Origin of the sequence: Providencia sp. PROV150 (assembly GCF_028481025.1) — a bacterium.
GTDB lineage: Bacteria > Pseudomonadota > Gammaproteobacteria > Enterobacterales > Enterobacteriaceae > Providencia > Providencia hangzhouensis.
In genome coordinates, this window is the sequence record NZ_JAMPPJ010000021.1 from 108,944 (window position 1) to 132,997 (window position 24,054).

Sequence of the window (24,054 nt, forward strand, 5' to 3'; positions counted from 1 at the left end):
GGCGATGAGAGGCTACTATGGAACATAATAATTTCTTAATGTGGTTTTTGTTATATGCATTTGTGATGATGTTTGTGGGTTGGTATGTCACAAGGCATCAAAAAACGGGTGAAGATTTCATTCTTGGTGGAAGAAAGCTCCCGATGCTACTCACTCTCGGTTCAACCGTCGGGACGATGGTGGGAACGGGCTCGAGTATCGGTGCAGTCAGTTTTGGCTATTCCAATGGCTGGGCGGGAATGTTGTATGGGATTGGTGGAGCGACGGGGATCTTACTAACGGCTTGGCTATTTGCACCAGTAAGAAATTATCGCTTTATGACCATGAGTGAAGAGATCTGCTATTACACAGGCGGCAGCCGTTTAGTGAAAAACTTGGTTGCGCTATTAATATTCTTGGCATCGATAGGCTGGCTCGGCGCTCATATTCTTGGAGGCGGCTTATATCTAGCATGGGCGGCAGATATTGATATTACTGTTGCGAAGATCATTATCGCGGTTGGCTTTGTTTTTTACGTGGGGATTGGTGGCTATAAAGCGGTTTCATGGATTGATACACTGCAATCAATTGTTTTATTCCTCGGATTTATCATTCTAGCGGTTGCTTCGGTAAGTTATGTCGGTGGTTGGGATGTTGTTGTTAAGAGTACAGACCCTGACGCCTTTACTTTATTTGGTATTGGTAAATTAGGCATTTTACCTGCGATATCATTGGCTGTGGTCATTGGTATTGGTGTGTTAGCGACACCGTCATATCGCCAACGTATTTATTCAGCGGCATCCACTAAAGCTATCCGTCAGTCCTTTATTATTACAGGTTTACTGTATATGGGCTTTTCGTTCCTACCAGCGATTATCGGCATGGCAACTCATGTGATGGAACCGAATTTAGAAAACAGCAGCTTTGCTTTCTTATATGCAACTAACGCTTTACCGCACGTATTAGCAATGGTGGTATTGATTGCAGGTATGTCTGCCAATATGTCATCAGGTAGCTCAGATGCTATCGCGGGTGTTTCTATTATCCTACGTGATATCTATACGATGGTAACTGGTAAGATGCCACCACCTGAGAAAGCGATCAATTTATCTCGTATCTTCTTACTTGGCGTCATCTTGTTAGCACTTGTCTTTGCATTAACTTCAAATGACATTATCGGCTACATTACAAAAATGATTTCAATGATTATGTCAGGCCTGTGTGTGACCGTGTTATTGGGTAAATTTTGGCATCGTTTTAACTGGCAAGGTTGTATTGCTGCATTGGTTGCGGGAAGTTCAACATCATTAGCGATTATTTTGACGCCAGAATGGTCTGCAAAATTAGGCAACCCAGTAATCCCTGCATTAGTCATCAGTTTGGTCTGTGCGGTTGTTGTGACATTGATAACACCAAAGAATAAACTCAGTCGTGAAGAAGTACTAGAAAACATTACTCACGAAAGAGAAAACACAGCCAAAAGTCAGTAACCAGCAAGTTGAGGGAAGATAATGACGAAACTGAATGCATTGGCGGGCGTAGTTCATAAGTCAGCCATATTAAATCAGGATGGTATTTCGGTGAATGTCCTACATGAGGATGTGTGTTTACCAGCGGTGGTAGTAAAGCGTAATGAATTGGAGAATAACATTGCATGGATGCAGCATTATTCGAATGTGGCGAATGTTTCGTTGTCTCCACACGGTAAGACCACCATGACGCCTGCCATTTTTAAACGACAAATTGCTCAAGGTGCATGGGGGCTAAGTGTAGGAACAGCTTATCAAGCCAAGGTGGCAGTGGAGTCAGGTGTTAAGAATATCATTATTGCTAATCAAGTCGTGGGTAAAAGCAATATTCGATTACTTGCGGAACTAGTGCAATTAAATCAAGCCAATATTTATTGTTGTGTTGATAATGTGATTCATGCAAAACAGCTGGCTGCCATTTTTTCATCATTAGATTTAACCATAAATGTTCTGATTGAGTTAGGGGTTAATGGTGGACGCTGTGGATGTCGAAGTGAAGAAGAAGCCATCACATTGGCAAATGAGTTAACCAAACTTCCTTCTTTAATGATTGCTGGCATTGAATTCTACGAAGGCGTTATTCATAGCGATGATGCCCAAAAGGATATTGAAGAGATACAGCAATTTTTACAGCGAGTGTTAACCACCAGTCAAAAACTGGATAACTTAGGTGTATTTGCACGCTATTCAGGGGAGTTATTAATAACTGGGGCAGGTTCAGTTTGGTATGATCTGGTCAGTAAAAAGATGGCAGAGTTTCATCTTTCTAAACCTATTCGGTTTGTGATCCGCCCTGGATGCTATATTACACATGACCACGGTATTTATGATGAAGCCCAGAACGCATTGAAAATGCGGGACAGTGTGGCCTGCCAGTTAGATGGCGATTTAATGCCAGCGATGGAAATCGTGGCATTAATTCAGTCTGTGCCTGAGAAAGGACGAGCGATTGTTAATTTTGGTAAAAGGGATGTCGCCTTTGATGCAGGTTTGCCTCAGCCTCTAATGCAATATCGAGAGGGTAAGCCAGTCTGTTTTCAAACTAATAGTGCAAAAACAGTCGGTTTAATGGACCAACATGCCATTTTATCTTTTGATGAAAATTGTGATTTCCAAGTTGGCGATATACTAATATTTGGGACATCTCACCCCTGTATTACATTTGATAAATGGAAAGTGATTTATCTTGTTGATGATAAATATGATGTTATAGAGGAAATGCCGACCTTTTTCTAATGTTGTATTATTAACTCACTTTATTTTATATCGGTCACTTGTTTTAAGTGGCCGATTTTTTTATTCATCACATTCTTGTGATCGAATTCATAACAAATTGTGCATTTGCACAATTATATTCAATTTTTCACGTTAAAAACTAGTCATTTTTACAATGCCTTCCTGATAAGCGAATTATATAATTTTATTAAATAAAAAAGTCTAATTGACATTCATTTTGTTGATTAATTGGGTGGTAATAAAAATGACAGTTAAAATCGTGTTTCTCGATCATGACACTTTCCCTGAAGGAATAAATATTAAGAAAATAAATAAAGAATATAGTTTAGAACTATATGGGAAAACATCGGAAGATGAAATTATTGAACGAGTTAAAAATGCAAACATTATTATTACCAATAAAGTAAAAATCACTAAAAAAATTATTGAATCTGCAAAGCAACTCAAATTCATTTCTGTCGCTGCAACAGGAACGGATGTGATTGATATTGGTGCTTGTAATGAGCGTAATATATTAGTTTCTAACATCAGAAATTATGCAATAAATACAGTGCCTGAGCATACGTTTACCTTGATTTTAGCCTTACGTCGTAGCTTATTAGCCTATGCACAATCAGTACGAAATGGTCGTTGGCAAGAATCAGGCCAGTTTTGTTATTTTGATTATAAAATTAATAATTTAGCTGGGTCGACGCTTGGTATTATTGGTGATGGTGTCTTAGGTAAGGCAGTTGCTGATATCGCAAAAGCTTTTGGTATGAAGGTGTTATTTTCCACATACAAAGGCACGAATAATATGGGCCCACTATATACACCATTTGAGGATGTTATTGCGAAAAGTGATATTATTTCTATTCATTGTCCATTACTCAAATCCACCAAGGATTTAATTAGCTTTTCAGAATTCGAACAGATGAAGCCGTCTTGTATTTTAATTAATACAGCACGAGGTGGGATCGTTAATGAAGAAGCATTATATGGCGCTCTAATAAATAATAAAATATTAGGTGCAGGGTTTGATGTTTGTATTTCAGAACCACCCGAAAAAGAAAGCTATATGATGAAATTAACTCAGTTATCAAATTTTATTCTTACCCCTCATATTTCATGGGCTAGTTTTGAAGCCATACAAACCTTATCAGACATGATGATGGACAATATCGAAGCCTTTTTATCTGGCCATCCTCAAAATTTAGTTAATTAATTCACTCATTGATTTAAAGAGGTCATTAATATGTTTTTAGGAAAAGAAATTCGTTTAAAAAGATTATTAAATAAAAAATCTGGCCGCCTTCTTGCGATTACTATGGATCATCCGATTACACGTGGTGTATTACCGGGAATTGGTGATATTAAATCTGTCATGAAACAGGTTGTTGCGGGTGCACCTGATGCCATTACGATGCATAAAGGTATTATTGAAAAGGTTTATCCCCCGTATGTTGCTTCCGATGTTTCTATCATCATGAAAGCGACAAGTTATTCCATACCTTACCATGAAGCTTATGACACACCCGTTGCTGACGTTGAAGAAGCGATTCGTTTAGGAGCAGATGCAATTTCAGTCGGTTGTATTATGGGAGGACCTGAACAAGCACAGCAATTGACATTTTTAGGTCAAGTATCAAAAGCCGCTGCTTCCGCGGGACTGCCTTTAGTCGCGCATATTTATCCAAAAGGTCCAATGATTGAAGATAGTTTTGATGCGAAAAATCTCGCTTACTGTGTTCGCGCAGGCGCTGAGCTAGGTGTCGATATCATCAAAACACTTTGGTCAGGTTCTCCTGAGACATTTAAATCAGTCGTTGATAGCTGCCCAGCAATGGTTGCTTTAGCTGGTGGTGATATGGGGAGTGATCTTGTTAGCTTCCTAACAAATACACGTAAAGCATTAGATATTGGTGTTGGCGGTGTGACATACGGGCGCTTTGTATGGCAGCACGAAAACCCAACAGCAGTCATTAAGGCTCTGAATGCATTAATTAATGATGATTGTTCGGTTGACCAAGCTATCGCGGAATATAAGCAAGCTGGTGGCAAATAACTAACGTTCATAGCTGTTATGCATGGGGGAGGAAAAATGAAAGCAGCGGTATTGTATGCGCCTAATGAACTTAGAGTGGCAGACGTTAAATATCCACAAGTTGGTAAAGGCGATGTGGTTATTAAAGTCAAAGCAGCCGCGATTTGTGGAACTGACGGACGGATTATTTCAGGTAAAAAAACTAAAGGTGTGCGTTACCCTTCTGTAATAGGACATGAATTTTCAGGGGAAATTGTCGAAGTCGGTGAAAATGTGACTGACCTAAAAGTCGGTGACGCAATCGCTGTTGATCCTGTCGTGCCATGCCGTTCTTGTGTTTATTGTCGTATCGGTAAAGAAAATGTCTGTTTAAACCGCCAAGCAATCGGTTATGAATTTGATGGCGCTTTTGCGGAATATGTTCGAATACCAGAGGTTGCTTTGTCATCGGGTAATGTCTTTAAGATACCGCAAGGGATGTCTTTTGAAGCCGCAGCGTTAGCTGAGCCGTTAGCTTGCTGTATCAATGGACAAAAAAATGTGGGTATTGAGCTCGGTGATACGGTGGTCATTATTGGTGCGGGGCCTATCGGGTTAATGCACGTGCAACTTGCGCGTTTCTCAGGTGCGACAAATATTATTGTGAGTGAACTCAATGAACAGCGCCAACAGGCTGCGTTAAATTGCGGTGCAACACGCGTCGTTAATAGCCAGCAAGAAAACTTACTGGATGTCGTAAAAGGCTTGACGGAAGGTGTGGGGGCAGATGTTGTGATTATTGCCATTGGCATCCCTGGATTAGTTAATCCTGCGTTGGAACTCGCTAGAAAAGGCGGGCGAGTTAACTTGTTCGCTGGTTTTTCAAAAGATGATATGGCGCAAATTGATGTCAATATTATTCACTACAACGAGCTTATTCTTACGGGAGCCAGTGCGTTAAGCCGGGAAGGATACCAACAAGCTTTGACACTGATTTCTTCTGGCTTAATTGATATTGAGAAATTAGTGACTCACCGATTTGTTTTAGATGAGATCAACGAGGCCATGGCAACCGCTCAAAAAGGTGACGCGATTAAAATTATTATACATAACAATTAAAAGCAGGCGTTGGAGGCAGCATGATGGACAGTGTCTATTTGGGAATTGATGCAGGTAGCAGTAGTGTGAAAGTTTGTGCGTTTAATTTCCATGGAGAATTATTGGCAAAGGCTTCACGTGATACCAATATTATTTCCAAATCTCCCAAAAATCATGAAATTGACTTAAATGATTTTTGGAGAAAGACCGCAGATGCAGTTAAAGAAGTGACTTCTCAAGTAAAGAATATCGTATCTGTGAGTTTCTCTGTTGCTTGCCCAACGCTGGTTTTATTGGATAAACATAATAAACCTGTCGCAAATGGGATTACTTACCTCGATGGACGTTCCGAAGGCTTCATACAGCAAACACTCGGGGAAAATATAACGCATGTTCGGGCGCTTTCTTGTAATAGCCCAAGTCCGTCTGCATGTTGGGTAGGAACGTTAGGATGGCTACAAGAACAACAGCCGGAATTAATGCAAAAAGTTCATAAAGTCGTGCTACTTAATAGTTTTTTATCTTTAAAGTTAGGGAGCCAAAAAGCCGCCATTGACCCGACCCAAGCCGCGTATTCTGGCGCAGTGGTTTTGGCGAAAGCTCCTAAGTGGTCAAAAGAATTATTAAGGTATTGGAAGTTTAATCACGATATTTTGCCGCCGATTTACCAATGCACCTCTGTGGTTGGTAAAGTGAGTAAAGAAGCCGCTCAAGAAACGGGATTAAAAGAAAATACGCCAATTATTTTAGGGTCGGCAGATACCGCCGCTGCAGCATTCGCGGTTGGGTTACTTGACCCTGAAACGGCTTTTGAATCAACAGGAACATCGGGAGTCATTACGTTTTGCTTAGAAGAGCCAAATTTTGACCCTCGTTTTATGAACCGGTACCACATCGTCCCCAATCAATGGTTGGCCCATGGTGCGATGTCGACAACAGGGGGAACATTCAGTTGGTTAAATCAGGCTATTTGGCCGGAAGTTAATGACCATGAACAGTTGGAAATATTTTCAAAATCATCAGTACCTGGTGCCAATGGCTTAATTTATCTGCCTTATTTAGCTGGAGAACGTAGCCCTATTTGGGATGTTAATGCATCGGGAGCATGGATAGGCTTACGTCTAAATCATACTCGCGATGATATGGTCAGGGCGGCATTTGAAGGTACAGCATATGGTCTAAAACAGATCTTGAATATTGCTAATGAAAAATGGGGAGTGATATTAGATGAATTACTCAGCGTAGGAGGTGGATCACGTAATACATTATGGACTCAAATTAAAGCGGATATTCTTCAGGTTGAATATAATATTGCCCAAACAGCAGACGCAGCGGCTTTTGGCGCCGCAATGGTTGGTGCGACAGGAGCTGGTTTTTTCTGTGGCATTAATGACCCTGATTTACCGATTATAAAAACAGAAGATATCACATTCACACCAAATCAAGATAAAAAAACGCAAGATACTTATGACAAGCAGTTTAATATTTACAATGGGCTGTATCCTTTATTAAAAGAAACAATGCATAGCTTGTCGAGTAAATAAAATTATTTGAAGTAAGTTTAAATTAAATAACGTTCCTAAATGTTAATTTTAATGAATTAGCAGGGATCGTTTCATTCTTAAAAAAGCAGGTAATAAAACGTGTATTAAATAATAAACTGCTCTGGAGCGAAAATAATGATAAATTCAAATCCGATTAAGCCAAAGACGAATTATCGTTGGGTGGTATTAGCCCTGATTTTTATCGTCTATGCTGTAAATTATGCAGACAGAAGTAATATTGGTGCAGTTCTACCTTTTATTACTGATGAGTTTAAATTAACTAATTTAGAAGCGGGATCTCTCGCGAGTATGTTTTTCCTCGGTTATGCTTTATGCCAAATACCCGCGGGCTTTTGGATGGCAAAACGTGGGATCAGAGGAATGGTGTCATTATCCATTCTCGGTTTCTCCGCCATGACTTGGTTTATTGGCTTAGCCCAATCTGCCTTTGCAATTAAGTGGTTGCGTCTTGGCCTAGGTATGGCAGAAGCGCCAACTCCTGTCGGGCTAACGTCGACAATTAATAATTGGTTTCCAGCAAAAGAAAAAGCAACTGCCACTGGGGTTTATATTGCTTCAACGATGTTTGCTCCGATTATTGTTCCACCATTAGTCGTTTGGATTGCATTAACTTATGGATGGCGCTGGGTCTTTATTCTGTTCGCTATTCCCGGTATTTTTCTCGCTATTATTTGGTATTTATTTGTTAGAACAAAACCAGAGGAAAGTCGCTTTGTTTCACAAAGTGAATTAGATTATATTCGTGCCGATAATTCAGAAATTGCAGAAAAGAAAATAGAAGGCAATATTGTTCTGAGTCCTAAATTTAATACGCTAGATAAATTTATTCGTGTTAAATCAGTCACGCCATTAAGTTCAGCTTCCCAAATATTTAAATCTAAAAATATTTGGTGTAATACCATTTCTTATTTCATGATGGTCAGTATTTTATATGGAATATTAACCTGGATACCTTCTTATCTGGTGAATGAAAAAGGCTTTTCATTTATGAAGATGGGCTTTGTTGCATCAATGCCATTTGTTGGTGGGTTTATCGGTTCGATTTTTGGTGGCTGGATTTCTGATAAAGTTTTTGGTCGTCGTCGTAAACCTACGATGCTATTTACCGCGGTAGCGACGATTGCCATGATGTTAGTGATGTTGAATGTTCCTGAAAGTACGACTGCAGTTGCGCTTGCCCTTTTCTCGGTTGGTTTATTCTTGAATATTGGCTGGCCTGCATTTACTGCTTATCCAATGGGAGTTGCTGATAATAATAACTACCCAATTGCGATATCTGTTGTGAATAGTGGAGGAAACTTAGGTGGCTTCGTTTCACCTATGATGGCAGGGCTATTGTTAGATATGACTGGTAAGTTTGATGCTGTTTTCTCTTACTTTGGTATCTGTGCGGTGATTGGCTTAATTATGATCCTGTTACTTGATGAACCGAAATAATAAAAAGTCGTATCAGGTGGGGCAATACCCACCTGAATTTTTAACTTATTGATAATAAAAATTTCTAAAGGATTATTTTTATGAAAATAGTCATTGCACCTGACTCATTTAAAGAGAGTTTATCTGCATTGAAAGTCGCAACGGTTATTGAGAACGGGTTCAAAGAGGTATTTCCACATGCAACTTATGTAAAGTGTCCTATTGCGGATGGAGGTGAAGGCACTGTTGTGACGATGGTTGAGGCTACCCATGGCGAAATCTATCACCTTGATGTTATTGGTCCTTTAGGCACGAGTGTTCAAGCATTCTATGGTTTATCTCAAAATAAGCAGCAAGCATTTATAGAAATGGCTGCAGCAAGTGGGCTAGAGCTAGTCCCTGTTGAATTAAGAAACCCGTTACTTACGACATCATATGGCACAGGAGAGTTGATAAAAGCCTGCCTAGATACTGGGGTAAAGCAGATTATTATTGGTATAGGCGGGAGTGCAACTAATGATGGCGGAGCAGGAATGTTGCAAGCACTTGGGGCCAAATTATTAGATTCACATGGGCAACAAATTAAATTAGGAGGACAAGCACTTGCCGACTTAGCGTGTATTGATGTTAGTACAATAGACCCTAGGATAAAAGCTTGTCAATTTAGTATTGCTTGCGATGTTTCGAACCCATTGATTGGTAAAAATGGTGCATCTGTAATATTTGGCCCCCAAAAGGGTGCGACAAATGAACATATTGAAATGTTAGACAAAAATTTAGAACATTTCGCAGATATCATTAAGCGAGATTTGCATGTTGAAGTTCATTATATTGCAGGAGCCGGTGCAGCAGGAGGGATGGGAGCGGCTTTACTTGCTTTCCTAAAAGCGGAACTTAAGCCTGGCTTTGATATTATTGCACAAACCTTGAACCTTGAATCACATATGGTAGGGGCGAGTTTAGTCATTACAGGGGAAGGGCGATTAGATAGCCAAAGTTTGAATGGCAAAGTGCCTTTCGGCGTCGCTCAGTTAGCTAGAAAACATAAAATACCCGTTATTGCCATTGTTGGAAGCCTTGGTGATGACCTCAGTCATTTACAACAATATGGTATTGATTCAGCGTTTAGTATTTTGCATAAAATTAGTTCACTAAAAGAAGCACTGAATAATGCTGAAAGTAATTTATTTAATTGTACTAAAAATATAGCGAATACGTTGAATATTAAAATTGACAACAAGAATTGAAGTAATAATTTGAAAATTTAGCTTTGTTTGCTTTATTTTGAATTGAATTTATTTTTCTTGATTTTTTCAATGAATATTGAATACTGGAACCAATTAAATTAATAATAAACATTATTAAAACTTATAGTTTAAAATCTTGTTTCTATTTTACAGCACCAGCAAAAGAGGTTGAAATATGTATGATTATTGTCTTACCTCCAAATTAGCGCAAGAAATCGTTGATAGAACCATGAAGATTATTGATTGCAATATTAATGTTATGGACGAAACTGGATGTATTATAGGAAGTGGAGATAGTAATAGATTAGGCGAATTTCATGAAGGCGCTTTGCTTGCAATAAAGCAAAAGCGAACGGTTGTTATTGATGACGCCACTGCAAATCATTTACATGGGGTTAAACCAGGTGTTAATTTACCTCTTTATTTGAATAGTAAAATTATAGGTGTAATAGGATTAACAGGAGAACCAACCCAAATTAAACAATTTGGGGAGTTGGTTTCAATGACAGCCGTAATGATGCTAGAGCAGGCAGAGATTTATAACCATTTGAATTTAAACGATCGTTTTAAAGAAGAAATTATTCTAACTTATATCGAAAATGGAACAATTCCCGATAATATAACTGAATGGTCTAAAAAGCTTAATATTAATTTTTCTATTCCACGAGTTGCTATAATTATTGAATTAGATAGTGGCCAATTAGGTGTGAATAGTGCATTTAGTGAATTGCAAGAAATTAAAAAGCTAATTGAATATAAGAATCCTGATAACTTAGTCGCTATTCAATCTTTGACGGAAATTGTTTGTTTAACCCCTGCACTAAATAAGTTCAATCGATGGGATATTGATAATGAAAAAAAGAAAATTATAAAATTAGAATCAGATATTCAGAAGTTATTTAAATTACAAGTGAAAATATCATTAGGTAATTTTTTTTTAGAGCCCGCAGAGGAATCGATTAAAAAATCATACGAGACGGCTAAAATTACCATGCAAGTAGGGAAAGCTAAGAAACCCCAGTTAAAAATTTACTGTTACCAAGATATTATGCTACCGGTTTTATTATACGGTTTAAATTTTAAATGGTCTTCAGAAGAACTATTAAAACCATTGAATACATTATTACATGAAGATTCTAATGGTGTGCTAATTAAAACATTAACAGTCTGGTTTAAAAATAATTTATTATCTCGTGAAACAGCTAACGAGTTGTTTATTCATAGAAATACATTAGATTATCGTTTAAAAAGGATATCTGAGATAACAAAATTAGATCTATTAACGATTGAAAGTAAGGTACTGTTGTATGTTGCTCTACAGCTGAAAAACTAATCTGATAACACTATTGAGGGGCAGTTTTCATAGAGTAATAGAAGAAAATGCCATCCTTGTAGGGAATCGCCTCAAACTCTGATGCAACGAAACGTCAGTAAATTTTTAACTTCTTATCTCATACCCTGATTAGTTAGCGGCTATTTGTCGACTCGCAAGTGCTTCGAGCATGATAAGGCTTTTTACCTACATCACATGACCACCCAATGAGTAGCCTATCAGGAAAACAAAAACGTATTAACATCAAACTAGGCTAGCACAGATTGTTTTTAATCTGCTAGAGATCAATCTATCTTCTATTTTGCTCAATAACGTCTAATTTAATCATATTTTAATTCCAATATTTTTTATTGGTATTTTTACTTAAATGTATAGCCTCTATATTTTAACTATCACCATTAGGTCAGTGATGTAATTATCGAGAATAACTTAAGGTGTTCTGTTTATTCATGGTGGGTTTTCTAGAAACTGACTTTATCCAACGTATATTAATTTAGTTAGTTAATCTTAAAAAATAACCTGATTGTGATTATAGAAGCTAATTTTTTGGTTTTTTGAGGCTTAAAGATAAGATTTATATAATTATAGATTTATTGAAAATTACTTTTTATTACCATTTGAAATATTTTGCAATGAAATTTTTTTCTAGTAGATACTTATTTAATTCGTTTGTTCTTAATTGTTTCTATTTTCATTTCAATTTAAAAAAATGTTTTATTATATTATTGTTTTCTAGGTGTCATTCATATAAAAAACACAAAAATTTAATGTATCTATATGATATTTATTGTTTTATTTTTATTTTTCTTTTTGGCTTAAATGTAACAATCAGTGAATTGAGAAACATTATGAAAATATTTAATTGTTTTTTTTGAGATGTTTCTGATTAATTATTTTTCAGTAAACTTTTCGTTTTAATGATTTTATCTAATTCTAGTTTTATTATTATCTTCCACCTCATTTTTTTTCACTAATAAGAACCCGTTTTATGAGTATAAAAAACTTTATTAGTAATGATTGGGTTTATTTTGTGGTTTTTTATTAAAAAAAGGTCGATTTAATTAGATGTACATCACTCGTTTATCCAGTAATGGAGTATTTAAAATAGAGTATTCTCTGGATTATATATATATATCACTAACTTACAATGTGAGTAGTTAATTAATCTTCAGATTTGACATAACTAGAATGAGATATAATAATGGCACCGCATTGATGCATTGTTTAATTATTTTATTTATTAATGGAGTTTGATAAATAGGAATAGTTATTAGTGTCAATCCTTAATATTTACTAATCGAATATATTTTAAGAAAAAATTAAAATAATCAGATTGATAATAACTCATTATTTTAATTTGTGTCGTCTTTTTTATCTAATGGAAATGTATAAAATGAAATTAAATAAACTTGCTTTAGTATTAGGTTTAGGTCTGGCAGTAGTTGCTGGTTCTGCTTCTGCAAACCAAGGTGGCGGTCAAGTCACTTTCAAAGGTTCAATTATTGATGCTCCTTGCTCAATTCCACCAGGTTCTCAAGCATTTGAAGTACAAATGGGTGCTATCGCGACGTCTGCATTAAACGGTGGCGGTAAAAGTATTGCTCGTGACTTCAATATCCAATTAGAGCAGTGTGACATCACAACTCTGAAAACTGTTCAAACTACATTTACTGGTATTCCAAGTACTTCGGTAACTGATGGTTTAGCTATTGCTGGTACTGCGAAAAACGCGGGTATCGTGATCACTGATTACAACGGAACTAAAATTGCTTTAGGTGCTAAATCACCATCTCAAACTTTATTAACTGGTGCGAACACATTGCGTTTCCAAGCTTATTTGCAAGGCGATGATGATGCAGCAAACAAACCAGCTGTACCAGGTGAATTTGATGCAATTGCAACATTTGCTCTGAGCTACCAGTAATTGGTATAGCCCGTACAAGGATGTATGGGCACTAATTTTAATGCATTGAAATTGGTTATTAAGTTGAAATGGAGTCGCTATGAATCACTTTGGCATCATTGTCATGGTGCTTTCAGGAATGATATTTGCCCCGATAGTTAGTGCGCAAAATCAAAATTCTCGGGCACAAAGTCAGTTCAAAGGAACTGTTACCATGGGCGGTTCAATCATTGAGAGCCCTTGTGCAATAGATGCAGATAGCCGAGATCAATCAGTTAACATAACGACTGTACCGGTTAGCCAGATAATTCACGACAGAGAAAGTCCTACAAGTGATTTCTCTATACGCCTTATCAATTGTGTTTTAACACCGGTAACTCCTGGAACTCCTAATTGGCAAACTTTCAATATTACATTCGATGGTCCAACAGATGGCCGTAACTTCGATGTTTTTGGGCATGCAAATGGATTGTCAGTAAAAATTTCTGATACAGCTGGAAATGTAGCTATACCTGGTAGAGCAATGCCTGATTTACCCATTAGCGCAGGCAATACAACTCTGCATTATAAGGTGCGGGTAGTATCTAATAATAAACGTTTAAAACCAGGGAATTATCAGACAACTATCCGTTTTAAAATGGATTATTACTGAGTTATTACTAAGGGACTATTATGGCTCTGCAATTAAAAAGTAAAAATAAAGTATTTAATAACTCAGTAAGTTATTTTTTAACGCCTGTTGCTACCATGGTGTTTCTTGCTATTGCTCATATAAATTTAGCTAATGCAAATAATGATAGTATTGAGTTTAATACAGATGTTTTAGATCTTCAGGATAAAAAAAATATTTCCTTAAACGAGTTCTCTCGTGCGGGCTATGTTATGCCAGGGAAATATCCATTTAAAATTAATTTAAATAATCGCGACTTAGCTGACATTTTTGATATTGAATATATCGAGGATCCTAATGATCCAAGTATGACGGAGCCTTGTTTAACGCCAGATGTTGTTGAACATATTGCTTTGCGCGATGAATGGAAGAAAAAGGTTGAGTTTGCTAAAAATGGCCAATGTTTAATTCCAGAAACGATCCCTGGAATGACAGTAAGCGGTTCTTTAGCCAAAGAAACAGTCACAATTACTGTACCTCAGGCTTATATCGAATTTACTTCTGATAACTGGGATCCGCCATCTCGTTGGGATGAAGGTGTACCCGCCCTAATTTTTGACTATAACTTGAATGCTAACTTAACAAGGCCTGCGGATTCAGCCAATACCCAGTCAGTTACTGGTAACGGTACAACTGGCTTTAACCTTGGTGCGTGGCGTTTTAGGGCAGATTGGCAAGCAAGTTATAATCGCACTAATGGGCAATCGACCGACCGTAAATGGGATTGGAGCCAATATTATGCCTATAGAGCAGTAAAAGAGCTAAATGCAAAGCTCACGATGGGTGAGCAATTTTTACGTTCAGGACTATTTGACTCATTCCGTTATATGGGGGCCAGCCTGATCTCTGACGAAAGAATGCTACCACCAAACCTACGTGGCTATGCACCGGAGGTGACTGGCGTTGCAAGAACCAATGCAAAAGTGATCGTGACTCAGCAAGGACGTGTTATTTATGAAACACAAGTTGCTCCGGGGCCTTTTCGTATTCAAGATTTAAGTGATGCGGTTAGCGGTAAATTAGATGTACGCGTCGAAGAGCAGGATGGCTCGGTACAAGAATTCCAAATGAATACCGCCTCCATTCCTTATTTAACTCGTCCAGGCTCAGTTCTGTTTAAGATTGCAGGTGGCCGACCGAATAATATGGAACATGAAACAGAAGGGCAAGGGTTTGTTACGGGGGAATTTAGCTGGGGGGTCTCCAACGGTTGGTCATTATTCGGCGGTGCAATAGCAGCAGGTGACTATAACGCGTTATCACTCGGTGTTGGTCGAGATTTACTCGCCTTTGGTGCAATTTCATTCGATGTCACCGAGTCACGCGCGAAACTGAAAACAGATAACAAAATCTATACAGGGGCATCGTATCGCTTAAGTTATTCAAAACGTTTTGAAGACTATGATAGCCAAGTCACTTTCGCAGGATACCGATTCTCTGAACGTGACTTTATGAGTATGAACCAGTACCTCGATCGTCGTTATAGAGGTGTGGAATTCGATAATAGTAAAGAGCTGTATACGATTACATTTAATAAGTATTTCACCAGTGCAGATCTGACAGCGTATCTGAACTATAACCACGAAACCTATTGGAATAAACCAGCGGCAAAACGTTATAACCTTTCTATTGCGAAATATTTTGATATTGGCCGTTTTAAAAATATCAACTTAAGTTTAACGGCATTCCGTAACAAATTTGATAATAGAAATAATGACGACGGGCTATATATGAATCTTTCTTTGCCTTGGGCAGATAGAGCGTCAATTAGCTACAACAATATGGTGACAAGAGATGGTAACTCACACACCGTCAGTTATTTTGATTCCATTGATGATAAGACGAACTATCGCGTGGGTACTGGGGTAAGTAACCGAGGCCGTGGAACTATTGATGGTTTCTATACACGTTACGCTGATTTAGCAACACTTACTGCAAGTACCAGCTATATCAATGGCGATACTACCTCAGCTGCATTTTCTTTACAAGGTGGTGCAACAGTCACAGGGCATGGTGCTGCATTGCACCGCATTAATACCCCAGGTGGAAGCCGTGTGATGGTGGGAACTGAGGGGGTGAAAAATGTGCCTGTTCAAGGTTTTGGGCCGACCACTGAAACCAATATTTTTGGTAAAGCGGTAGTTGCTGATATCAGTGATTACTATCGTACCAGTACATCCATTGATGTGACTCAATTGCCTGACAACGTAGAAGCCATCCGGACATCTCAGCCAATTACGCTGACAGAAGGGGCTGTAGGTTATCGCGAGTTTGAAGTGTTATCGGGTATTAAAACCATGGTGAGATTGGCATTGGCAGATGGAAGTTATCCGCCATTCGGTGCAACCGTGAGAAATGAGAAGAATAGAGAGCTCGGTATCGTAACTGATAATGGGTCTGTGTATATCTCAGGTATCAACCCAAATGAAGTTTTAGATGTGTATTGGGATGGAAGTGTGCAATGCAAAATTCAGGTTCCAGAAAATATTACCACGGCTGAATTTAACTCACTGTTATTACCGTGTACAAACAGCCCAAGTGTTGAACCTGGGTATATGCCAGCAAAAGCCGTTCCTGTTGGGCAGTCTGCTCCAGTTTACAAGCCTGCGCCGATTAAACAGGGCGTAGCGCCGAGTCAGCGTTGGTTATTAAAACCACCGGATATTGCTTACAGCACAGATTATACAGAGTAACCCAAGTTGCTTGATTTTATAAATAGTTGGTACTTATGAATATTAAAAAAATTGCATTTTTTACTACAACAATCACGTTATCTGCGGTGCTATGTGGGCAGGCTCTGGCTGCTATTGCACTTGATAGAACACGCGTTATTTATAATGGGACTGAAAAAACCATTAGCTTGAATATTAAGAATGAAAACACAGAATTACCTTATCTTGCGCAGGGTTGGATTGAAGACGCTAATGGTAACAAAATTGAAAGCCCACTCACGGTTTTACCACCAGTTCAACGTGTAGAACCAGGTGAAGGTAGTCAGGTTAAAATTCAATCTCTTCCTGATATCGCTACATTACCTCAAGACAGAGAAAGTGTTTATTACTTTAACTTACGTGAGATTCCACCACGTAGTAAAGAAGCTAACGTTTTACAGATTGCATTACAGACGCGTATTAAATTGTTTTATCGACCAAAAGCGTTATACGCCACTCGTACGGATTTAGAAAATCCATGGCAGGAAAAAATTACGTTAACGCGTAAAGGAGATGCCTACGAAATCACAAATCCAACTGCTTACTTTGTCACGATTGTGGATGCAAGTTCAAGAGTGGGAGGAGATACGGTGAAGCAATTTGAGCCTGTGATGATCTCACCAAAAAGTAACGGAATGCTTAAGGGTAGCGCAAGTGCCATGGGGGCAAAACCAGTTCTAACTTATATCAATGATTATGGTGGAAGGCCTAAATTGACGTTTGGTTGCGCCGGTACAACTTGCAAAGTTGAATCTTCGACGGACAGATAACGGAGAATAATGTATGAAAAGGACTCTCCAGTTCAGCACTATCTTATTTGGCTTAGTTCCAGTGTTTACCTTTGGAATAAATAGCTGGGATATTGATGGATTACACGGAACATTGACAGTAAATGGCATGATGACCGAGGCACCTTGTACGATGGATGTGACCAATTCAAAGCGCCAAGAAGTGTCTCTAGGGGAGATCCCTTCTTATTCACTCCGTAAACCTGGTGATAGAGCTGAGCCAGTGTCATTCGAATTAGAATTTAGGCACTGCATTCGTACGGAAAGCCGAATGAAAGACACTCGAACGGGTCGTGCACTTTGGGATGCAATGCAACCGGTGATAACGGTTTCTTTTGTTGCCGTATCGGATAAGCATTTTCCAGAAATGTTAAGTGTAAAAGGTGTCTCTGGCGTGGCGTTAGAAGTGACGGATGCACAACGAGAAGATATCAGGCTAGGAAGTCGTGGTCGTCCACAATTTCTCGATGCACCGCAAGGCACACTTCAATATTTTGTAACGCCAGTGAGAACTCCCGAAAAACTGACGGAAGGAAGTTTCAGCGCCGTAATGGACTTTAAGGTGGATTATGAGTGATTTAAATAAGCAGCGGTACCTGCTGGCATCATGTCTCGCTGGAATATTTTTTACATCGGTTTCCTATGCAGGATTACCCGATTCGCGTATTAGCCCATCAGGAAGTACAAGGGCGACAATTACGCCAGGTATGATAACCGTACCGATTAAAGGGGTTGTTTTGGCACCACCACCTTGCAAAATTAATGGCGGAAATATAATCAAAGTTAATTTTGACGAAATCATGAGTACACGGATTGACGGTAATGCCTATGCAAAATCGATAAATTACAATATTGATTGTGAAAAAAGACCGACATCACAAATGAAAATGACGTTGGTTGGTATTCCTGCCTCCTTTGATAGTGGTGCGATTGAAACAGACATTCAAGGTTTAGGAATCGCTTTTCGTTATAACGGAAGCAAACTTCGATTAAACCAAGAAATTAAGTTTGTGTATCCAAATGCCCCTCAATTTGAAGCCATACCTGTTCGTGATTTATCCACAACATTAACAAAGGGTGGGGTTTTTCATGCGGGCGTCACTATCAAACTTGATTATCAGTGAGGGGAAAATAATGAAAAAAATAATGAAAAGACTTCCTCTGATAATGAGTTTGTTAGTTATACCTGTTAGCGCTGCGATGGCAAACGATGTGGAATTTACTGGAACCTTGTTACTTCCACCGCCTTGCACTGTTTTTGAAGATAAAGTTCACGTCATCGAATACAAAGACATTGGTTTACATAAGGTTGATGGCGTTAACTTTGCGAAACCGATTAATTACGCATTGAAGTGTGAAGAAAACTTAAAAGGTTGGGACTTAATGCTAACTATCAAAGGGACAGCAACAGATTTTGATAAGTCGGCACTGGAAACTAATGTTCGAGATCTTGGCATGCGTATTACCCAAAATGGCCTCGGTTTTGAAATTAATAAACCGTTAAAGATTAGCTATGGGCAACCACCTGTTTTAGAGGTTGTTCCTGTAAAGAGATTGGGCGTTACGTTGCCTGAAGGAGGCTTTGCCGCAACAGGGACATTGCTAGCGGAGTACCAATAATGAACAAACTAATTCAATGTGCAGTAGCTAGTGCCTTACTTATCAACGTTAGCACTGCTTTCGCTGTGCCTGATAATTTAAGGATTATCGGTAATTTAGTGGAGGAACCCTGCACTATTTTACCGGGTGATGAAAACATCCTGATGGAATTTTTTGATACACCAGAAAAAAACTTTTACGCCTATGGTGAAACTCCGCCTAAAGAGTTTGCGATTAAACTGGCCGACTGTGACACAACGATAGGCAAATTTGTGGAAGTGACGTTTTCAGGAACACCTAATCTTGCACTTCCTGGTTTTATTGCATTATCAACAGGTAGTGTTGCATCTGGTTTCGCAGTGGGGTTACAAAACTCAGATAAAACACCACTGGCTATTGACCAGAAAGGCTCGAAGTTAACGTTACAAGATGGTGCTAACCAATTGAGGTTCTATGCCTATTTAAAAGGTGAACCGGATGCTATTGCAAATAAGACAATAAAAGTAGGCCCTTACAGTGCTGTAGCAACATTTAAATTAGATTATGAATAATAAGGCTGTGAACTAATATGAAAGTATTTTTATCGCTATTAATTGGTGCAGTCATGTTTTCATCTACTGCATCAGCCTCTGTTTTTTCCTATATCACTGAATCAAAGCCCGGTAATAACCCAAATAATGGGGATGCAAACTATAAGTACGTCATTGCTCGCTGGGACCCTGAATTGCCAACTACGCGTAATCCTTGCTTTAGGTGGTCGAAATGCTATCTCACCATAAGCCATAAGCATACAGCTGCTGGAACACCAGGGGCGGCAACCGTCGAGTTGGCCGAAATTTCTAAGTATGAATACATGCGTGACGTTCAGAATATACCCGGTGTTTTGGCAAAGGCGACAGCTCCAGCAACACAGTGGGCTGTTCATACTGGGGTTAGGCTACAGAATAATCAGGAATGTGTGGGGCTGTTTTACCAAGATCGTACTGGGGTTACGAGTAACGGTGGGTTAATTCCCGGCTCATTATGTGGTATTGCGCCTCCACCGATTGGGGCTTGTAAGATTAACAATACGATCCCTGATATTAACTTTGGTTCGATTAGTGAAGCTGAACTTGCTGGTCAATCAAAACAAGTAAACATTAGTGTGACCTGTAACTTAGCGATGGATGTGCTAGTGATTGCCACAGGTGTTAACGTGACAAATGGCCGTGTTAATTTACGACCAGATAACAGTTTATACGCGAATTTGTATCTAGGTGGAAACGATACGCCAGGAGAAGCTGGTTACAGAATTCATGTGCCTGCTGGTGGAACAAATTCGGTAACCATGAAAGCTGTATTAGGTACTAATGGCCGAGTTCAAGCCGGTCAGTTTGAAGGTGCCGCAGCCCTTATTTTAACTGTGCCTTAATAAATGGTGAAAATATGTATTCAGAAAATGGCAGTGAAAAAATCCATTATATGGTAGGTCAGAGGATCTTAGAAAAGCGTAGAGAACTGGGGTATACAGGGTTTCAGTTAGCTCAGTTATTAGGTGTTAGTCAACAACAGATCTCACGCTATGAAAGAGGCAAAATCAAGATTGATTTGTTTCACTTGTTTAAACTTGCATTTTTGATGGGAACACCAATTGATTGGTTCCTTGAAGATATCAGTTCTCAGCTCAGTGAAAATGGGCGACTGGATGATACGCAATAATAAATCTTTAAATGGTTGTTAATGATAAATAGGTTGAGATGACGATTTTATGTCGCCTAACTGTAATAAAAGTCGCTAAGCAAGCACGTACAGTAGAAAACTCAACCTATTTATTTTTGAATTAAGTGTCGTAACAAACTGCCAACCCTTTCTTTTATAGAGTTCTCCTCGTTTTTTATCTCTCTCTTGCCTTTTAACACTTTAAAATTCATAGATTCAACAAATTAAATTGATGTTTTTGTGCGTTGCAACAACTTTTTAGTGAATGCAAATGCAAACTAATATCATTTGCGCTTATTTGCGTGTAATATACGCTACATTGTGGATCACCAAATTTTATCATCAGTACTTTTATCGATGGACGGAGGAAATTAGATGTTTGCAAAATCATTAGTTTCGGGTATTGCGTTGTTATCTGCGTTAGTGTTAGCTGGTTGTGATAACGCAAAAGACACGACAGAAACAGCTCAAGTCGCAGAAAAACAAACTATCACAATAGAACATGCCCAAGGCAAAACTGAAATTCCTCGTCATCCGCAAAAAGTCATGGTGATGAACATGGAAACATTGGACATCATGGATGCACTCGGGGCACCAGTTGCCGGTGTTCCACAAACCAACGTTCACTTCCCTGAATTCTTAACTAAATACAGTGGTTCTGAATACATCAATGGCGGGACATTATTTGAACCTGCTTATGAAGCCTTAAGTAATGCTAAGCCTGACCTGATTTTAGGTGGTAGCCGTGCTCGTGATGCCTATGACAAACTCAGCGGTGTTGCACCAACTATTTCATTAGATATTGATAACAAAAACTTTATTGGTAGCTTAACTGAACGTACTAATGAACTTGGCGCGCTATTCGGTAAAGAAGAACAAGCCAAAAAACTGATTTCTGACTTCAATACTAAAATTGAAGGTATCAAAGCTAAAGCGCCGACTGCGGGTAAAGCGATGGTAATCTTAGTTAGTGGCGGTAAAATTTCTGCGTATGGACCAGGTTCTCGTTTCGGTTTTATCTTTGATGTATTAGGTTTTGAACCTGCTTATGTATTTGAAGAAAACACGGGTCGCCACGGTAATATCGTTAATGCAGAATTACTGGTGAAATTAAACCCAGACTGGTTATTTGTTATCGACCGTGACAGCGCAATTGGCAAAACGGATGCACAGCCTGCTGCGGAAGTATTAGATAACGCATTAGTTAGAAAAACCGCTGCATGGGAAAAAGGCCAAATTACTTACCTTGACCCAACAGCAGTATATATTGCCGGTGGGATCCAAACTTATTCTCAGTTAATGGACGATATCAATACAGCATTAGAGAAGAGCCAAGCAAAATAACCGATGAAAACGCTTTATCTTTTTTGTGGAATTGTCGCGTTATTGGTTTTAGCGGTATTAAGCTTGTTTATTGGAGCGGGTGACGTGTCACCCGTTTCGCTTTTCACCGACCCAGAGATGCAAGACATCTTTTTTATTAGCCGAATTCCCCGAACCGTCTCCTTGATTTTAGCTGGTAGCGCCATGAGTGTTGCTGGGCTAATCATGCAATTATTAACACAAAACCGTTTTGTTGAACCTTCCCTCGCAGGAACAACCCAGTCAGCCAGTTTAGGCTTATTGGTCGTCATGGTGCTTTTCCCAGCAGCAAGTATTATGACTAAAATGGTGGTGGCCAGCGGTTTTGCACTTCTTGGCACCATGTTGTTTATGGTGCTATTACGTCGTGTGATTTTAAAATCTGCCCTGATAGTTCCACTGGTGGGGATTATGTTAGGGGCAGTTATTAGCGCATTGACCATTTTTACCGCTTATTACTTCGACTTACTACAATCTCTTGGTGCATGGATGAGCGGTGACTTTTCTAGCATCATTCAAGGCCGATATGAACTTTTGTGGTTAGTGGGAATATTAACATTAATTGCTTGCTGGATTGCCGATAGCTTTACGGTGGCTGGTATGGGACGTGAGTTTTCAATTAATGTTGGCCTAAATTATCGCAAAGTGATGACCATTGGTTTATCGATTATCGCTTTAATCAGTGGCGTCGTGGTCGTGGTGGTCGGGGCATTACCTTTCCTAGGCTTAATTATTCCAAATCTCGTGAGCTTAGTGATGGGCGATAACATACGTAAAACCATCCCATGGATTTGTATTGCTGGTGGTGGCTTAGTTTTACTGTGTGACATTATTGGGCGCTTAATTCGCTATCCATTTGAAATCCCAGCAAGTGTGATTTTAGGTGTCGTTGGCGCGGTGATTTTTTTATATTTATTGTTGAAGCAACAACGTTATGCAAAAAGTTAATTCATCAATAGCGTTACCTAAAAAAGGGGTAACGCCGTTGCAAAGAATATGGATACTACTGGCACTATCGCTGCTATCCATTGTGCTTTATATGACGGTCAATTTGGGTAGCAATCTTGCTTATATTTTGCCGCATCGAGGCTATATTGTTCTCACCATGATTGTGGTAGCTTTCTCGGCTGGGGTTTCAACAGTTCTCTTTCAAACGATTGCTAATAATAAGATATTAACCCCATCTATCATGGGATTAGAAGCATTGTTTGTATTATTACAAACCATTTTTATCTTCTATAGTGAGAGCTTTCCATCCTCTTGGTTATTGAATATTGGTAAGTTTTTATTAGAGTCCACACTACTTGTACTGTTCTCTGTTCTGCTCTACCGCTGGTTATTTGTGTCAGTTAAAATGAATATCAACCTAGTATTGATGGTGGGTATCATTCTTGGCACATTATTTCGCAGCGTAGCGACATTGCTGCAGCGTTTAATGGACCCTAATGAATTTTCCATTTTACAAAGCCGGATGTTTGCCACCTTCACAAAGGGAACACCTGAGCTAATTCTATTCACATTAATGATTACGGCAGTCGTCGGTGTCCTATTGTGGCGCATGCGTTATTGTTTTGACGTTATCGCGTTAGGGCAAGCCAATGCGGTGAATCTAGGAATTAATTATCGCCAGCAAGTCACTGTCATTTTGTTGCTTATCTCAATATTAGTTGCAGTTTCTACAGCATTAGTTGGGCCTTTAACATTCTTAGGTTTGATGGTCGCGAATTTAGCTTATTTAGTGGCTGGCAGTAGCCAACACCGCTATTTGCTACCCGTTTCCTTTCTACTTGGTGTCATTGCGTTGATTGGTGGGCAGTTGATTCTAGAATATGGCTTAAATATGGCTGGGACATTATCAGTTGTTATCGAATTTGTCGGCGGTATTTTCTTTATTTATATGGTGTTAAGAAGGTTTTAG

Annotated in this window: 22 protein-coding genes; all 22 read left to right on the forward strand. The window is 38.9% G+C overall.

Annotated elements, in window-relative coordinates; genetic code table 11:
- Positions 1 to 17: 17 nt before the first annotated feature.
- Positions 18 to 1,469 (forward strand): sodium:solute symporter family protein, encoded by a 1,452-nt coding sequence (locus PSE83_RS14390; RefSeq protein ID WP_004259327.1) that lies wholly within the window; start codon positions 18 to 20, stop codon positions 1,467 to 1,469.
- Positions 1,470 to 1,490: 21 nt separating this feature from the next.
- The gene (locus tag PSE83_RS14395) at positions 1,491 to 2,744 is read left to right on the forward strand and encodes an amino acid deaminase (protein ID WP_004259325.1); all 1,254 of its coding nucleotides are present in this window, start codon (positions 1,491 to 1,493) and stop codon (positions 2,742 to 2,744) included.
- A 244-nt stretch (positions 2,745 to 2,988) separates the two neighbouring features.
- On the forward strand, positions 2,989 to 3,948 hold the full coding sequence (locus tag PSE83_RS14400) for a D-2-hydroxyacid dehydrogenase (protein WP_096864453.1): 960 nt from the start codon (positions 2,989 to 2,991) through the stop codon (positions 3,946 to 3,948).
- A 30-nt stretch (positions 3,949 to 3,978) separates the two neighbouring features.
- Entirely contained in the window at positions 3,979 to 4,788 is an 810-nt protein-coding gene (locus PSE83_RS14405; RefSeq protein ID WP_004259316.1) for a class I fructose-bisphosphate aldolase, read from the forward strand.
- 36 nt (positions 4,789 to 4,824) lie between these two features.
- Complete coding sequence (locus PSE83_RS14410) at positions 4,825 to 5,865, forward strand: zinc-dependent dehydrogenase (RefSeq protein WP_036958064.1); 1,041 nt, start codon at positions 4,825 to 4,827, stop codon at positions 5,863 to 5,865.
- 20 nt (positions 5,866 to 5,885) lie between these two features.
- Positions 5,886 to 7,388 (forward strand): xylulokinase, encoded by a 1,503-nt coding sequence (locus PSE83_RS14415; RefSeq protein WP_096864455.1) that lies wholly within the window; start codon positions 5,886 to 5,888, stop codon positions 7,386 to 7,388.
- Positions 7,389 to 7,523: 135 nt separating this feature from the next.
- Complete coding sequence (locus PSE83_RS14420) at positions 7,524 to 8,846, forward strand: MFS transporter (RefSeq protein WP_004259309.1); 1,323 nt, start codon at positions 7,524 to 7,526, stop codon at positions 8,844 to 8,846.
- A gap of 80 nt (positions 8,847 to 8,926) precedes the next feature.
- Positions 8,927 to 10,072 (forward strand): glycerate kinase, encoded by a 1,146-nt coding sequence (locus PSE83_RS14425; protein ID WP_004259307.1) that lies wholly within the window; start codon positions 8,927 to 8,929, stop codon positions 10,070 to 10,072.
- 175 nt (positions 10,073 to 10,247) lie between these two features.
- Positions 10,248 to 11,405, forward strand: a complete 1,158-nt coding sequence (locus PSE83_RS14430; protein ID WP_004259303.1) for a sugar diacid recognition domain-containing protein — start codon at positions 10,248 to 10,250, stop codon at positions 11,403 to 11,405.
- A gap of 1,393 nt (positions 11,406 to 12,798) precedes the next feature.
- Positions 12,799 to 13,329, forward strand: coding sequence for a fimbrial protein (locus PSE83_RS14435; protein ID WP_036958062.1), 531 nt, complete (start codon positions 12,799 to 12,801; stop codon positions 13,327 to 13,329).
- Positions 13,330 to 13,408: 79 nt separating this feature from the next.
- A complete protein-coding gene (locus PSE83_RS14440; protein WP_004259299.1) occupies positions 13,409 to 13,960 on the forward strand; it encodes a fimbrial protein in 552 nt (183 codons plus the stop codon).
- Positions 13,961 to 13,980: 20 nt separating this feature from the next.
- Entirely contained in the window at positions 13,981 to 16,671 is a 2,691-nt protein-coding gene (locus tag PSE83_RS14445; protein WP_140171760.1) for an outer membrane usher protein, read from the forward strand.
- 35 nt (positions 16,672 to 16,706) lie between these two features.
- Positions 16,707 to 17,459 (forward strand): fimbria/pilus periplasmic chaperone, encoded by a 753-nt coding sequence (locus PSE83_RS14450; RefSeq protein WP_004259296.1) that lies wholly within the window; start codon positions 16,707 to 16,709, stop codon positions 17,457 to 17,459.
- Positions 17,460 to 17,472: 13 nt separating this feature from the next.
- Entirely contained in the window at positions 17,473 to 18,054 is a 582-nt protein-coding gene (locus PSE83_RS14455) for a fimbrial protein (RefSeq protein ID WP_096864457.1), read from the forward strand.
- On the forward strand, positions 18,047 to 18,601 hold the full coding sequence (locus PSE83_RS14460) for a fimbrial protein (protein ID WP_004259293.1): 555 nt from the start codon (positions 18,047 to 18,049) through the stop codon (positions 18,599 to 18,601). The genes PSE83_RS14455 and PSE83_RS14460 overlap by 8 nt, the downstream gene beginning before the upstream one ends.
- Positions 18,602 to 18,611: 10 nt before the next feature.
- On the forward strand, positions 18,612 to 19,097 hold the full coding sequence (locus PSE83_RS14465) for a fimbrial protein (RefSeq protein ID WP_036958061.1): 486 nt from the start codon (positions 18,612 to 18,614) through the stop codon (positions 19,095 to 19,097).
- A complete protein-coding gene (locus PSE83_RS14470; protein WP_004259289.1) occupies positions 19,097 to 19,627 on the forward strand; it encodes a fimbrial protein in 531 nt (176 codons plus the stop codon). Before PSE83_RS14465 ends, PSE83_RS14470 begins: the two co-directional genes overlap by 1 nt.
- A gap of 17 nt (positions 19,628 to 19,644) precedes the next feature.
- The gene (locus tag PSE83_RS14475; protein WP_096864459.1) at positions 19,645 to 20,487 is read left to right on the forward strand and encodes an MrpH family fimbial adhesin; all 843 of its coding nucleotides are present in this window, start codon (positions 19,645 to 19,647) and stop codon (positions 20,485 to 20,487) included.
- A 14-nt stretch (positions 20,488 to 20,501) separates the two neighbouring features.
- A complete protein-coding gene (locus PSE83_RS14480; protein ID WP_004259284.1) occupies positions 20,502 to 20,774 on the forward strand; it encodes a helix-turn-helix domain-containing protein in 273 nt (90 codons plus the stop codon).
- Between the two features lie 375 nt (positions 20,775 to 21,149).
- Positions 21,150 to 22,118, forward strand: a complete 969-nt coding sequence (locus PSE83_RS14485; RefSeq protein WP_094961600.1) for a siderophore ABC transporter substrate-binding protein — start codon at positions 21,150 to 21,152, stop codon at positions 22,116 to 22,118.
- 3 nt (positions 22,119 to 22,121) lie between these two features.
- Complete coding sequence (locus PSE83_RS14490) at positions 22,122 to 23,084, forward strand: ABC transporter permease (protein ID WP_004259272.1); 963 nt, start codon at positions 22,122 to 22,124, stop codon at positions 23,082 to 23,084.
- Positions 23,071 to 24,054 carry an iron chelate uptake ABC transporter family permease subunit gene (locus PSE83_RS14495; protein ID WP_004259269.1) on the forward strand — a complete coding sequence of 328 codons (984 nt, stop codon included), beginning with the start codon at positions 23,071 to 23,073 and terminating at the stop codon, positions 24,052 to 24,054. The genes PSE83_RS14490 and PSE83_RS14495 overlap by 14 nt, the downstream gene beginning before the upstream one ends.